Consider the following 14,394-nt stretch of genomic DNA (forward strand, 5'->3'; position numbering starts at 1 on the left):
GACATTGAAGTTAGTCTATTCTAACTTCAACGCCTAAAAAATGTCCTTGAAAGCTTATAAACACATATATAATATATTAATAAAGAAACAGCTTTCAGAACAATTTACAAATAGTATTCTATTCAAACAAATTTTCTTCGATATTCAGAAGGTGAGCTATTCATAACTTTTTTAAATGCAGATGCAAATTTACTAGAATTCTCGTAACCTACTTTACCTGCAATGACGGTAATACTTTCATTTGTTTCACGTAGCATTGAAGCAGCCACTTGCATTCTGTAAGATCGAATATAAGAATATATTGATGTTCCATAAACTCCTTTAAAATAATTTTTCATAGAAGTTAGCGGTATCTCAAATTTGCTAGATAAGTCTTCTAATGTAAAGTTTTTATCTATATGCTCAGTCATATATTTCATAATATTCTTTACTGTTTCAACCTGCTTTTTAGTAAAATATGGCCGTTCTTCCCCATTTATTCTTACATCTAATACACTTAGAAATAATAATAATTCTAAAATTTTAACTTTAAAATAATTTGTACGTATCTCATTAGGTACATTATAGAGCTCAGAAAAAATATGTTGAATGGAGTCTTTTGCACGCATAATAAAAGGAGATTCTTCATAGCAGAACTTATTATATAATCCTTGCAGATCAATAGAAAATCCGCCAAAAATAGTTGATAATGTTTTTAATGCTTCATCAATATATATGGCAACCGTAATTCCATTATAATGGTTTAAAGGAAATCCAAATCCAATAGTTTGATGATTTCTTCCATTAATTTGTAGATCTCCCTCTTGCAAATATACATATGAACCGGTCTGAAATTCCCATTCAATACGTCCTTTTCTGCAATGATCTATTGCCATCATTTTCACCTTTGGAATAAATTCCGAAAAACAATTTTTCAAGTGGAAATCATTGTAGATTAAATCAATGCCATGGAACACATTGTAACAAGTCATGGTACCTTCACCAGTAATATCTTTCATTTTATATACAGTGCAATCTTCACCTCTCTTTATCACAGTAATATTATTACTAAAAGATACCTTTCCTTCCAACAACTTATCCAAATTCAGTCATCTCCTTTTCATATTCTAATAATTTCCTTTAATAAATAAAAAATGCTTCAGTATTCAATTTAGGAAGCAGTTAGTATTATCATTCAAAAGGCCATGTTCTTATTTTTTATAATATAAAAAGTTTCAAAAATACACCTATATAACAACATAATTTTATCATAATTTTTATAGATATTTATATAAAGTAAAATCTGAAATATTAAAAACTCCTTTAGTAATATCTTTTATCATATTGTTGCTTATCCAAACTCTTCTCTTTCTATGTACATAACAATACCCCTAAAAGTAGCTTTATTATCTATGCTACAATTAGGGGTATTCTTACAATAATATTTTCTCTTATTCTACTTCCATTTTATTTATATACCAACATCCGTATACAATGCCTCCAATAAACATTATAACAGCTATTATAACCTGACTTGGCATAATTGAGATATCCTTAATAATTCTGTGATGATTCCTTATTAGCATAAGATTAGATATAACTGGTAGTGGAAATGGTATAAATGCTCTTACCGCTGGCTCACTTAAAAATATAAAACTAGCTACAAGCTGAATACCAATATATATTATTGGCACAATTATCTTTTTACTTACAATTGCCAAAGATGCAGTTACCGTAATCATAAGCATCTGAAAGAAAAATGCTTTTAAAGTTATTATTAGATGTTTTATCATAACTGCTGTTGTAAGTGTATCTCTAAAAGATATATAATTCATTAATGTAAGCATAAGAAATTCTATAATATATAATAGTAAAGATATTAATATTGCAGAAATAATTTTGGCCACAAAGACCTTCCATCTTTTATGCTTATATGTTAACATAAGTAGCATTGTGTTATTATTAAATTCCCACATAAACATATAAGCAATAAGCATATTTATAGCTGCAAGAAAACCATAGGAAAACACCGTTAAGTTCACCCAAGTAAATAAGTCATCTGCATTTTTCATAACTGCTGTATTTAAAGTTACTGAACTAAATTGAATAACAAGAAATACTCCAATAATTAATGGAATCCAAATTCTTTTAAACTTCTTTAGTTCACATATTACAATATTTAACATAAAAGACCTCCTAATTAAAGATAATATCTATCTTCTTAATAAATGTTAGCTTTTCTATAAAATAAAATACATCCTAAAATGCCTAAAACAAATACAAAAATACCAATATATATATCAGTATTGCTTATTACCATATTTACTGGTATAGGAACCTCTAATATAGGTGTTCTAAGCTTTGCAACAGGTGCTGCTGGTAAAATTGAAAATATATAATCACTATACTTATTTCCTAAAAGATAATTTGCATTTCCTATTATTAGTGCTAAAGAATAAACTGATGAAATTATCGTACTTTTACCCATTAAAGCTACTAAAATTGCCATTGGTGCCAGCGCCACTTGAAAGATAAATGAAATCATAAATATTTTAAAATGATTTATAAGAGGTGCTATGCTTAAGGGAGTTTTTAAAAACATAATCCCTTTTAAAACTATAAAAATGTAACTCATTAAATAAATAATAGCTATAACTATTATGCTCATCAAAAATTTATTAATAAAAGCTCCAAATCTACCATTAGGATAGGAAAATTCTATAGGTGCTGTTTTATACCTGAATTCTCTAATAAATATAATCCCAATAATGTTGGGGATCACTAATGTAAAAAATATACTAAAAGCTATAAATTCAAATTTAGAAAAGTATCCATACCAATTTAGAGATGACATCATATGTTTATTCATTGTACTAAATTGTAAACAAATTAAGCCCACTAATAAAATAGTAATATAATATCCCGTTCTTTTTAACTTTAAGAACTCACTATATAATCCATCAAGCACCTTGTCCACCTCCAGTAAGTCTTACAAAATAATCCTCAAGAGTATCATTCATAACATTAACCTCATAAACATCTACACCCTCTGAAATCATTTTTTTAGCAACATCATTTGACTTATCAAGCATCTCGTATATTCTAATTCTATTCGGTTCTGTTACTTCATAATCTCTAATATTCATTGATTTTTCTAAAATAGTTACTGCTTTTTTATCATTATTAACTCTTAAATTAATATAATGCCTATTCTTTTTTTCAAAACTTTTGTAATCAATCTCTTCTAAAAGTTTTCCATTATGAATAATACCAATCTTTGTAGCGAGCTGTTGTATTTCTCCAAGTATATGACTTGATACAAGTATTGTTATTTCTTTCTTTTTATTAAGATCTAGCAGCGTTTCTCTCATTTCCTTAATCCCTACTGGGTCAAGTCCATTAGTTGGCTCATCTAATATAAGAAGTTCTGGTTTATGTAAAAGCGCCCTTGCAACTCCCAATCTTTGTTTCATACCTAAAGAATATTTCTTAACCTTTTTCTTTTTAATATCATAATTAGTAAGTCCCACAATTTCTAAAGCTTCATCCACATATTCCTTATTAGGAATTCCCATCAATCTTCTGTGAATATCAAGATTCTCTCTTGCAGTTAAATTCGGATAAAAACCTGGTGTTTCAATTATTGCTCCTATTCTTCCAAAGACCTCTCTATCTCCCATCTTTTTTCCGAAAAGCTCATATTCTCCTTTTGTTGGAGAAATAAGTCCCATAATCATTCTCAAAGTTGTTGTCTTTCCTGCCCCATTTCTTCCTAAAAACCCATATATCTCTCCTTTTTTAATATTCATATTAATATTATCAACTACAGCTGTAGTACCATATTTTCTTGTAAGATTATAAGTTTGTAATATATTTTCCATCGTTTTTCCTCCCTTTTAATAAATAGTTAAGGATTACCCCTCATCCATATTCATAATAAGGGCTAATCCTTAAATCCAAGCTACGTAATTATTACAAATTTATTAAATTAAATGCTTTTTTGATACTTATTAAATATTGTATAAAAAATCATACAATACTTTAGTGAATTTAACCTAATGTTTCTAGCATCTTCAGCCAATTTTAACTGTTACCTTTTGGAATCTTTACTATAAATATAGTTTTCTCATAAGGTATGCTTTTTGCAGTTATACTTCCATTCATATGCTGAAGCATATTTTTTACTATACTAAGTCCAAGACCGCTGCCTTGAAGGTTTCTATTTCTAGACTTCTCCCCGGTATATAATCTATCAAAGATATAAGGAAGCTCATTTTTATCAATACCTTTTCCTTTATCCCATATGCTAAGAATTACCCATTTATTATCTTCCTTTAAATCGATACCAATAACTTTTCCTTCATATCCATATTTTAAACTATTTGAAATTAGATTTGTTATGATTCTGCTCATATAGTTTTTATCTCCTAAAGCAAAAATCTCTTCATCACCTATGTTTATCTCAGGAGTTATATTTCTCTCATTTATTTCATTCATAAAAGTAATTATATTCTTTCTTACTATTTCGGATATATTAAATTTTTCAATAGTTATGTCCACATCATTACATTCAAGCTTTGCCACTTGAAAAAACTCTTCCATAAGATCTTTTAAAGCAGTACCTCTTTCTTTAATAATGCTAACATATTCTTCTCTCTTTTCTTTTGTAATAGAATTATCTGAAAGAAGATCAACATATCCCATAAGAGCAGTAAGTGGAGTTCTTATATCATGAGAAATATTTGAAATCATTTTTTGGTGATGATCCTTATAATTTTTATTATCAATAGAAATACTCTCATATTTATCAAGAAAAATATTAATTTCTCTAACAAGTTCTTTCTTATTTCCACTTAAATTATAAAACTTTATTCTTTCCCTTGAATTTTCTTTAAGAATCTTTTTTAATTTTGCAGTAATCCTTTTAGTTTTTATTTTATCATTTAATAATAGTATAGATAATATTATTATAATAATTATTAATAACCAATTCATTTTCTATCACCTGTTAATTTGTATCCTATCCCCCAAACAGTTTCTATAAGTTTAGGGTTCTTAGGGTCATCCTCAATTTTACTTCTAAGTCTTCTCATATGTACTGTTACCGTATTATAATCTGATAAAAATTCTTCTCCCCATACACTGTCATATATCTGAACTTTGGTAAATACTCTGTTTGGATTTTCAAAGAAAAGCTTAAGAATTTTCATTTCCTTTGCAGTAAGAGTAAGTTCACTTCCTCCTTTGGTAACTATATATTTATTCATATTAAATTTTACATCACCATACTGATATATTTTATCTTCATTGTTAGCGCTAATTTCATTATAATAAATGGCTCTTCTTATATTGGATTTAACTCTTGCTATAAGCTCTGGTACCGAAAATGGTTTTACGATATAATCATCTGCTCCCATACCAAGCCCTATTATTTTATCACTATCTTCTCCCTTTGCAGAAAGTATTATAATTGGGACTTTGCTTTTTTCTCTAATTCTTCTCATTGCCTCAATACCATCCATAACTGGCATCATAACATCCATAATTACCATATGATACTCTTCACCTTGGAATTTTTCCACAGCTTCAAGTCCATTAGAAGCTTGTCCTGCATCATATCCTTCCTTTATTAAGGATTCCTTTATCATATTATTTATATTAACATCATCTTCTACAATTAATATATTTAGTTTTTCCATAATATCACTTTGTATAATAAGTCTATATTAAAATTTATTATACTTTTTCCTTTCATAATATTTTTATGATTATTTATATAAGTTACCTATGTATAAAAAATCACAAAAGCCTATTACAATTATACAAAATAGTAAAATATTTTTCTATATGTGAATTAAACACACTAAAAACTATTGTCCATTTGCTTTTAATACATTAGATTGGTATATTTAATCTATTGCAGGATTTGAATGTCCTACACTATTGTAGAAATGCATATCTAAATTACCGGCTAGACCGTTATCATAAATATCAGTATCACCATAAGGCATTCCAGTTACACCTACAATAAGTTGGTAATATTTTCTACTTTGAGAAAAACATAATATCATGGGTCTTTTATAGTTCCATGACCAATTAGAAAAATAGTTGTAAGGACTGTTGTAATTAACTTCTTCTTTTGTGTTATTATAGTAATAAATATTTATACAAATACAACATAAAATACTAAATATAACTGATATTTTAGGAGATGAATTATGAACTATATAATATTTGATTTAGAATTTAATCAGGGATATAATAACCACTTTGAAATTAAATGTCCTTTTGAAATAATTCAGATAGGAGCTATAAAGCTTAATGAAAATTTCACTACCATTGATACTTTTAATGCATTAGTAAAACCTGAGATATATTTAGATTTAAATCCTTTTGTAAAAAATCTTACTAACTTAACGATGGATTCTTTAAATAAAGCAAAACCTTTTAGGGAAGTCTACAAAGATTTTTTGAAGTTTTTAGATAAAGATAAGAATATCTTCTGCATCTGGGGCATGACTGATATGAAAGAGTTATTTAGAAATATAGTATATTACAAATTAGATACTAAATCTATCCCTAAAGAATACATAAATGTTCAAGCCTATGCATGTAAATATTTAAACTATCCTAAATCTATCAATGTTGGACTTAGTAATGCTGTTGAATTATTCCATATAACTAAAAATAATGATTTTCATAATGCTTTTAATGATGCTTTTTATACTGCTGAAGTTTTTAAAAAAATCTACTCAGAAAAGATAAAAACTAAAATATATAGACCAATGAATAATACAACTACTTGTAGACATAAAAATACAAAAACAAAAATAGACACAGTAAGTCTCTTTAAACAATTTGAAAAAATGTTCAATACAAAACTCACCTTGCAAGAACAAGATATGATTAAATTAGCTTATATGATGGGAAAAACCAATCAATTTCAAATTAATTCCCCTGATAAAACAAAGAAATAAGAGAGCAGATAAATTTTTCTACTCTTTTTAAATTATTATTTTATAACTTATATATTGTACTAACGATAAATTAATATAATAATTCCCATTTACAAATTTCACCCTAATAGCTAATCATATAAAATATTATTAATTATTACAATTTCTAACTCTATTCAATAACTACCAACTCTACTACTTCCATCCTCTTCAAAGTGGGAGTAAAGAGCGGTTACGTCCCTGGGCTTTAGTGGGGGTAAAACTCCCTCTGAAGCTTAGAAATCTGTTTATTCCTATACTTATTTTTCTATACCAATAATATATAATAATCTATCACTATTTATATCAGTAACAATTCCTTTTTCATGCCAATGATTCTTACATCCACAATAATCTAACAATACACATTGTGGAATAAATCCTAACTCTTTTGCTTTCCATCCACCTGAAATAAGGTTAAGAACACAAGCTACACCTATTATCCCTGTATAATCTCTTTTAATTTTTTCTTTTACAAATGCAGATGATTCATGAGGAATAATATAAACTTCAAAATTATATTTTTCCCCTAATTTTGTATACTCATTAACCTTACAGGATTTTGTACAATTTTTGCATACATATCCATTTTTAGTTTTGTAAGCTTTGCAATTATTAAAATTTAGTCTCATACAAGCTGGCAAAAGCAATCTTTTTTCTTTGGTTTTTAAAAATTCCTCTCTATAAGCTCTATTTAATATATCGGCTCCTACCATATTTAAATGATATTCTACTCTTTTACGTCCACAATATATATAATCTTCTTTCCATTTATGTTTTTTATAAGTAGAATTATGAAACTCATTAACATTTTTAGTATAAATACCTAATACTTCCTGGCTTCTTACTTCAAACCATTCACCTAAATTTGTTATTAACAATAAAAAATTCTTAATTTCATCTTCTGATTTATTAGATAAAAATTTTTCCCATCTTTCTAATCTTTTGACTTCTTGTTTAAACTCACCTGTAGCTGATAACCACTGAATTAACTTTTTTACATTATCTAATGTATAATCTACCTTATGACTACTATTTTTATATAAAAATAATGTTTCTAAAATACCTCTAAAAAAATCTGACGACTTTTTCATATTCTCTTTTTCTCTTAATTTAGATAATTTTATAAGGATATTTTTAGGTGTGTTTTTTAATAAAATTGCTTTATTTACATAACATCTCCATAATACACCTAACATAAGTAGTTCAAGTAAATACTCTGCATTACTTCTTAATTTTTCTATATTATTTTTTAATATAAATTTTTTAATATCATTTATCCAATTATTACTTTCATTATATATTTTGCTTATCACTTCATCTGTAAAAATTGATACATCTTGATAATATCTATTAGAGTTTTTATCTTTATTGCATAATATATAAGTTATAATTTCTTTCATTAAATTCTTTTTCACACTCCAATCAAAGTATTTATTCTCTTATTACTATAATATATAAACTTATAATAAATGCAAATAAAAACTCAAGTCTCTATTATATTTTTATAAATTATTCGTCCATTGGTTTTAGTTTCATTCCCCATATTGCAAGCTTACCTAGAATTGGTATTAATTCTTTGCATGCGTCGGTAGTTTTATATTCAACACGAAGGGGTATTTCCATAAATTGTTCTCGAATAATCAGGCCAGCTTGCTGCAGTTCTTTTAATGAACTGGCTAACATTGTATTTGAAATCCCCTTAAGTTTCCTTTTTAATACATTATAACGTGTTGCTCCATCACTATATAATGAGCATAGAATTTGCACTTTCCATTTTCCACCGATTAATTCCATTGTTGCTTCTAGTGGACATTTATCCTTACAGGGACAGTTATTTGTATTCTCTGACATAGTTTTCTCCTCCTTACTTGGTTTTATTTCGCTTACTTACTCACATTTTTTTGCGTAATTGAAATATTTTACCATTAGCAGTATAATCATATCAGATAATAAAAAAAGAGTAAATACTAAAACAAAACTTAAAACAGGTGTTTGCTGATATCAAAATAAACGAAGGATTTAATACCTGATTTTTGTGAACAGGATAATACATAACAAAAGTTCAAAATATAGCTTTGCTATTGAAAGAACTCTTGTTATATATAAATTAATAAGACAATATGGAGGTAATATCATGGAAGAAGTAATGAATTTTTTGAAGGAAAATCCGGTATTCTATTTTGCAACTGTTGAAGGCGATAAGCCAAAGGTGAGACCTTTTGGGTTTTCTATGGAATTTGATGGGAAACTTTATTTTGGAATTGGAAAACATAAAAAGTCTTTTCAGCAGATCTTGGTAAATCCTAATGTTGAAATTTGTACTTGTAGTCCTAAGGGAGAGTGGATGCGTATCAGTGGAAAAGTAGTCGTTGATGATAGGGTGGAAGCGTTAGATGCAGCATTTACTGCAATGCCAAAATTAAAGAAGATGTATAATGATAAAACTGGAATGGTATTAGGAATAGTTTATATTGATGATGCGGTGGCTGAGATTGCAGACATGACAGGTAATTTTAAAAAAATTGTTATTTAACCCTAAAATGTAGTAACAAAATTAAGATTTTGTCAGTTGTAAACAATAATACAGCTTATAAATACTGGCCATGCAAAATTAATGATTCTTTTTATTATTTAAAATTATTAATTAACTTTTTATTTTCTTTATTATAAAAAGTATCTATCTTATAATTTTTCACTTTATTCTCTATGTTATAAAAAGCAAATTTGCATTAAAGAAAAACCTCTTATGGAAGTCTCTTTAAACAATTTGAAAAAATGTTCAATACAAAACTCACCTTGCAAGAACGAGATATGATTAAATTAGCTTATATAATGGGAAAAACCAATCAATTTCAAATTGAATCTCATAATAAAACAAAAAAAGAGTAGCTAAATTTTTTCTACTCTTTTTAAATTATTATTTTATACCTCATAGTCTGTAACTATTCTTTCCTCTTTAATCTTATTAATAAATTCTCCAACCTTTAAATGATCAGGATGATTTTGATATAAATTTAAATCTTCTAAATTTTCAAATTCTGAATATAAAACAACATCATATGCTTGTTTAGAATTATTAATGTTTACGCCAACTTCAATTAACTTAAGTGTGTCAATTTTATTTTGTAAATCTTCTAAACTCATTTTTATTTTATTAGCATTTTCTAATTTTGATTTTCCTTCAGCAAATTCTTTTAGTTTCCACATTACAATATGTTTAATCAAATTTTTCACCTCTTCATTTAATTTTGCTATACTTTATTATATACCTTCTAAAATATAATTTTAAAATATCTTTCTTATATATTTTATATTATATAGAATATATCCAGCCTAAACAAATCTTATTTATGATTTATTTCCATTCTGTGGGTATTATTACAAAACTTCAGTTAATCCTACTAAAATAATGTAAACTTTATTTATGAATTCACATTATTTTTCTTAAAGTGCACAGTGGAAAGAATTCCAATTGGAATAAAATATATGCACCATATAAGCAACACAATTATGCCAATAAAATCTCCACTAGCGCCCATATGAGAATTGAAAATATTTAGCATTGGCATTATTACACGGCCAGGAGCAAATATTCCATGTATCATCAAAAGAGCCTTTAACCATTTATCAGATTTGTTTTTAGGGTTAATTGCTATGCCAATTAACAAAGTTGAAATTGCCATCATTCCGTATCCAAATAAATCCAAATTAAACATTAAACTACCTAATGATTGATATGATAGAATCTTTAAAACTTCAGTAGATTCAGTTTTATTTGCAACTGTAGTTAGTTGTGTAAAATATACTAAATTAATAAATACACCATAAAGACAAGCAAATGCCATTCCCCATATGCAAGTGCTTTCCTTTCATGAGTAACTTCTACTGCAAAACTACAGGTTAGCAAAATATACCCCCATGACAATAACATGCAAACAAAATAAGAAGCTGTATCATTACCAATAATCATTCCTACAGCAAACAAAAAAGTTGTAATAGTCACTGCCATCGCCGAATAAAATCCTGATTTTTTATTCATATTTCCCTCTCCTATAAATTTATTTACAGTTCTACAACAGTTCCAGTGCTAAAATATTCTACTCTCTCACCCAATGTTTTTTTCAGTATCTTATAAGCTGGCTCTCCAGTACAATGACAAGTATAAATATGCTCTACTCCCAAATCAACCAACCTATTCCCAAGGGCTTTAACTTCTTCAGCTTTAATACTCATAGAACTTGTACCGGTAAGTCCCATTAAATGAAATCCTCCAATAACTGCTAAGACTTTCTTACCTTGAAAAGTGGCCTTTACTTCTTCCACAATATTATTTATACCACCGTGAGAACAACTATTTATAATTACCAAACCATCATCAGTGTCAAACACTAAGCTTTGCTCATGATGAAAATCATCAGGCTTTAATCCATTCTTTGTCATACGATACATATGAGCTTTTTTACCTCTAACTTCTAGATTATCAGTTTTGTGTGATATAAGATGCACGCCCTCATCAATTTTATAATCTTCATGTACATAAATAAACCTATCTGCATACTTATCTAAAATACCTTTTGGGATACCAATATAGCGCTTAAATGGTCCTATTTTACCATAACATAATTCCTTGGCTTCCTTTCTAACATACACATTAGCTTTCTTATTTCTATCAAAAAAACCATTATAACCACCAGAGTGGTCATAGTGACTATGGGAAAGAATTGCGGCATCTATCATGCTCAAATCCACACCTAGCTTTAGAGCATTGTCAATAAAAGTATTTGATGCTCCTGTATCTAAAAGATAGCGCTTATTATTATATTCAATATAAATAGCTAGTCCATGTTCTCCTATGAGTTCAGAGTTAGATTTGTTTTCTATAAGTGCAATTAACTTCATAAATAGCTCTCCTTTATGAAATATCAACAAATTTTATTTTGTCTAATTTTTCAATTTCATTATACCTTATTGTACCATATTTGCTATACACTATTTATGGAGGATAAGAAAGTTATGTATTACACTCTATACGTTTATATTAATTTATTAAAACGACGATTTATCTAATTTTAATTTATAATATAATAATTCTACTCCAAAATGTTCCTCTATTCCTTTATATTGAAATCCTATTTTCTTAATAACATTACTTGATCTATTATTATTGGGATAGACTAATGCAACTACATGATTTAGTTTAAAGTTTTCAGATAAAAATTCAATTGCAGCCATTGAAGCTTCAGTGGCATAACCCTTTCCCCAGAACTTAGAATCAAAAGCATATAACAATTCTGTTTCTTTTGTATCTTCAAGAATATTAAATCCACACTGACCTATGAGTTTATTAGTCTCTCTATTTGTTACAGCCCAAACACCATAATTATTTTCAACCCAATGTTTTTCAAAATTTTTCATTATACGTATAACATCATCTAGACTTTTTCTTTTTCCGGTCCCAAGCCACATACTAACTTCTTCTTGCTTTAAAATATCATAATAATCTTCAAAATCACAAATCTGAAATTTTCTCAAAAGTAATCTTTTAGTGTAAATCTCATTAGATTTTTTATTATTCATTTTTAAATTTTCCCCCTATTATATAAATAATCTGTATTTTACAGTATATTACTATTTTTATATTATATTGTAGTAATTATATCATATTTACATGATTTAACCTTACACTTTCTTGAAAATAAATGTAAAATCACTTCATCTTTTCACACCACATTATTCAATTATCAAATGACATTATTCATATTTTCATATTCAATAGTTACGTCGCCTAAATTTCAATTTGCGTCATTATATAAAACTTCATCTGTTTTTATTATCCACAATATACTAGCGGCGAACAGTGTTCCTCAGTTCTTCTTGGCATAATCCTCAGTATCATCGAATTAAATAGCATAATTATATGACATATATTCACATAAAGATGGTGAAAAAGCAGGATGGCTCAGCCAATCAAGGCAAAGCTATCCTGCTTCTACATAAAGCATATTTTATTTAGTGCGTTCAAGTATAAATTATATCGATTAAATGTTTTGCTCATAACCTGTATAGTTTCGCAATGAAAATTAATCTAATTACTGCTCAACAATGATTCCCCAATTGTTTTGAAGAAGTTGTTTTTAATAAAGTGGGAGTTTTTTGCTTCTACTCTCTTCAATTTGGCTTCAGTTATAGATACCTCGGTGAGATTTATATACTCAAAAGCAATATCTGTCATTTTAGCTTTATTAACTTCCTTTCAATAAAAATTATGTAAGTAATATACTCCTTTAAAAAACCACACTTCCCTTTCAAAAATATTATTTCTGGTAATGGTAATACAATTCAATAAAGGGATTTACTCTTCAGATAAAAGTATTTTTAGCATTTTTTCAGGTTTATCAAGGAAATTTCTTGTGATTTTATAATGTTCAGTATCCTTATACATTACTTCTTTTATACCATCGCTTAATTCATAAATGATTGAATCTGGATAAGACATTATTATAGGAGAATGAGTAGCTATTATAAATTGAGAATTTTTCTGTATTAATTCATGCATTATAACAAGCATAGACATTTGCCTTGATGGGGACAATGCTGCTTCTGGCTCATCCAAAATATATAAACCGCTTCCGCTAAATCTATTTCTAATAACTGATAAAAAAGATTCTCCATGAGACTGTGAATGTAGTGATACTCCCCCATATGGATCTAAATCATCTATTTCATATATTTCATCTATATTTGTAGCCACATTATAGAAGCTTTCTGCTCTTAGAAAAAAACCATCGTATGGTCTTTTAACTCCTCTAACCAATTTAAGGTTTTTATATAGATCTGAATGAGTATCATTTGTTGAAAAATTAAAATTTCTAGTTCCACCTTCTGGATTAAAACCACATGCTATAGCAATAGCTTCAAGTATTGTTGATTTACCAGTACCATTTTCACCTACAATATATGTCACTTTGGGATGAAACTCTATTCTAGATAAATCTTTTATTGCTGATAAGCAATATGGATATTCAGAAAATGACTGTATTCTTTCTCTGCATAATTCAATATATCTTAAATATTGATCCCATTTCGTTAAATTCATTTGTTGCACCTCCACAAATGATATAAATAAGAATTAAATACAAAATGTTAATAGCAACAAGGCATTATACCTTATTTACCTTAACTAATAGTAATTATATCATGTTTTCTAACTTCAAATGACCATTTTCTGTAATAGATAAAATAAGCCTATCTGCAGGGTATATTTTAACTAATATTGGGACTAGATAATCTCTTTGTAGGCCTAGAAAAAAGCGGCTTATTTGTTGGGCATAATGATGCTTGCCAAAACGAGTCGCAAATTTTTGAAAAAATTTGCCAATGAATATATATCATGAATTATATGATACTTTAGAAGAAA

The 14,394-nt window shown here is 27.5% G+C and carries 16 protein-coding genes and 2 pseudogenes; 3 read left to right on the plus strand and 15 right to left on the minus strand.

Annotation, left to right across the window (positions count from 1 at the left end; all coding sequences use genetic code 11):
* Window positions 1-122 precede the first annotated feature (122 nt).
* The 6 genes from ACYUEW_RS09340 to ACYUEW_RS09365 all read right to left on the minus strand — a co-directional run bounded on the left by ACYUEW_RS09340 (window position 123) and on the right by ACYUEW_RS09365 (window position 5,678).
* On the minus strand, window positions 123-1,082 hold the full coding sequence (locus tag ACYUEW_RS09340; protein ID WP_459566305.1) for a helix-turn-helix domain-containing protein: 960 nt from the start codon (window positions 1,080-1,082) through the stop codon (window positions 123-125).
* 348 nt (window positions 1,083-1,430) lie between these two features.
* The gene (locus ACYUEW_RS09345; protein WP_265204152.1) at window positions 1,431-2,165 is read right to left on the minus strand and encodes an ABC transporter permease; all 735 of its coding nucleotides are present in this window, start codon (window positions 2,163-2,165) and stop codon (window positions 1,431-1,433) included.
* A gap of 35 nt (window positions 2,166-2,200) precedes the next feature.
* Window positions 2,201-2,947: an ABC transporter permease gene (locus tag ACYUEW_RS09350; protein ID WP_045516793.1), complete on the minus strand. Its 747-nt coding sequence runs from the start codon at window positions 2,945-2,947 to the stop codon at window positions 2,201-2,203.
* Window positions 2,940-3,860 (minus strand): ABC transporter ATP-binding protein, encoded by a 921-nt coding sequence (locus ACYUEW_RS09355; RefSeq protein WP_045516791.1) that lies wholly within the window; start codon window positions 3,858-3,860, stop codon window positions 2,940-2,942. Before ACYUEW_RS09355 ends, ACYUEW_RS09350 begins: the two co-directional genes overlap by 8 nt.
* 202 nt (window positions 3,861-4,062) lie before the next feature.
* Window positions 4,063-4,974 (minus strand): sensor histidine kinase, encoded by a 912-nt coding sequence (locus ACYUEW_RS09360; RefSeq protein WP_459566307.1) that lies wholly within the window; start codon window positions 4,972-4,974, stop codon window positions 4,063-4,065.
* Window positions 4,971-5,678 carry a response regulator transcription factor gene (locus ACYUEW_RS09365; RefSeq protein ID WP_460276636.1) on the minus strand — a complete coding sequence of 236 codons (708 nt, stop codon included), beginning with the start codon at window positions 5,676-5,678 and terminating at the stop codon, window positions 4,971-4,973. Before ACYUEW_RS09365 ends, ACYUEW_RS09360 begins: the two co-directional genes overlap by 4 nt.
* 519 nt (window positions 5,679-6,197) lie before the next feature.
* Between ACYUEW_RS09365 and ACYUEW_RS09370 the strand changes: the two genes are divergently transcribed.
* Window positions 6,198-6,956, plus strand: coding sequence for a 3'-5' exonuclease (locus ACYUEW_RS09370; RefSeq protein WP_460276637.1), 759 nt, complete (start codon window positions 6,198-6,200; stop codon window positions 6,954-6,956).
* 278 nt (window positions 6,957-7,234) lie between these two features.
* Here the strand turns inward: ACYUEW_RS09370 and ACYUEW_RS09375 are convergent, their stop codons facing one another.
* Window positions 7,235-8,392: a DUF116 domain-containing protein gene (locus ACYUEW_RS09375; protein WP_460276638.1), complete on the minus strand. Its 1,158-nt coding sequence runs from the start codon at window positions 8,390-8,392 to the stop codon at window positions 7,235-7,237.
* A gap of 94 nt (window positions 8,393-8,486) precedes the next feature.
* Window positions 8,487-8,828, minus strand: coding sequence for a winged helix-turn-helix transcriptional regulator (locus ACYUEW_RS09380; protein WP_460276639.1), 342 nt, complete (start codon window positions 8,826-8,828; stop codon window positions 8,487-8,489).
* A gap of 283 nt (window positions 8,829-9,111) precedes the next feature.
* Between ACYUEW_RS09380 and ACYUEW_RS09385 the strand changes: the two genes are divergently transcribed.
* Window positions 9,112-9,510, plus strand: coding sequence for a pyridoxamine 5'-phosphate oxidase family protein (locus ACYUEW_RS09385; RefSeq protein ID WP_265204144.1), 399 nt, complete (start codon window positions 9,112-9,114; stop codon window positions 9,508-9,510).
* Between the two features lie 218 nt (window positions 9,511-9,728).
* Window positions 9,729-9,866, plus strand: a pseudogene (locus ACYUEW_RS09390) (exonuclease); the annotation flags it as partial.
* 33 nt (window positions 9,867-9,899) lie between these two features.
* Here ACYUEW_RS09390 and ACYUEW_RS09395 read toward each other — a convergent pair.
* The 7 genes and pseudogenes from ACYUEW_RS09395 to ACYUEW_RS09425 form a co-directional block, all read right to left on the minus strand.
* Window positions 9,900-10,202 carry a Dabb family protein gene (locus ACYUEW_RS09395; protein ID WP_460276640.1) on the minus strand — a complete coding sequence of 101 codons (303 nt, stop codon included), beginning with the start codon at window positions 10,200-10,202 and terminating at the stop codon, window positions 9,900-9,902.
* Between the two features lie 197 nt (window positions 10,203-10,399).
* Window positions 10,400-10,822 (minus strand): hypothetical protein, encoded by a 423-nt coding sequence (locus ACYUEW_RS09400; protein WP_460276641.1) that lies wholly within the window; start codon window positions 10,820-10,822, stop codon window positions 10,400-10,402.
* Window positions 10,783-11,016 carry a hypothetical protein gene (locus ACYUEW_RS09405; RefSeq protein WP_265204361.1) on the minus strand — a complete coding sequence of 78 codons (234 nt, stop codon included), beginning with the start codon at window positions 11,014-11,016 and terminating at the stop codon, window positions 10,783-10,785. Before ACYUEW_RS09405 ends, ACYUEW_RS09400 begins: the two co-directional genes overlap by 40 nt.
* A gap of 23 nt (window positions 11,017-11,039) precedes the next feature.
* Complete coding sequence (locus tag ACYUEW_RS09410) at window positions 11,040-11,876, minus strand: MBL fold metallo-hydrolase (protein ID WP_460276642.1); 837 nt, start codon at window positions 11,874-11,876, stop codon at window positions 11,040-11,042.
* Window positions 11,877-12,023: 147 nt separating this feature from the next.
* On the minus strand, window positions 12,024-12,554 hold the full coding sequence (locus ACYUEW_RS09415) for a GNAT family N-acetyltransferase (RefSeq protein WP_460276643.1): 531 nt from the start codon (window positions 12,552-12,554) through the stop codon (window positions 12,024-12,026).
* 535 nt (window positions 12,555-13,089) lie between these two features.
* A pseudogene (locus tag ACYUEW_RS09420) lies at window positions 13,090-13,221 on the minus strand (pentapeptide repeat-containing protein); the annotation flags it as partial.
* 108 nt (window positions 13,222-13,329) lie between these two features.
* Window positions 13,330-14,073, minus strand: coding sequence for an AAA family ATPase (locus tag ACYUEW_RS09425; RefSeq protein WP_460276644.1), 744 nt, complete (start codon window positions 14,071-14,073; stop codon window positions 13,330-13,332).
* Between the last annotated feature and the right edge of the window lie 321 nt (window positions 14,074-14,394).

It is taken from the genome of Clostridium sp. CTA-1, assembly GCF_054768215.1.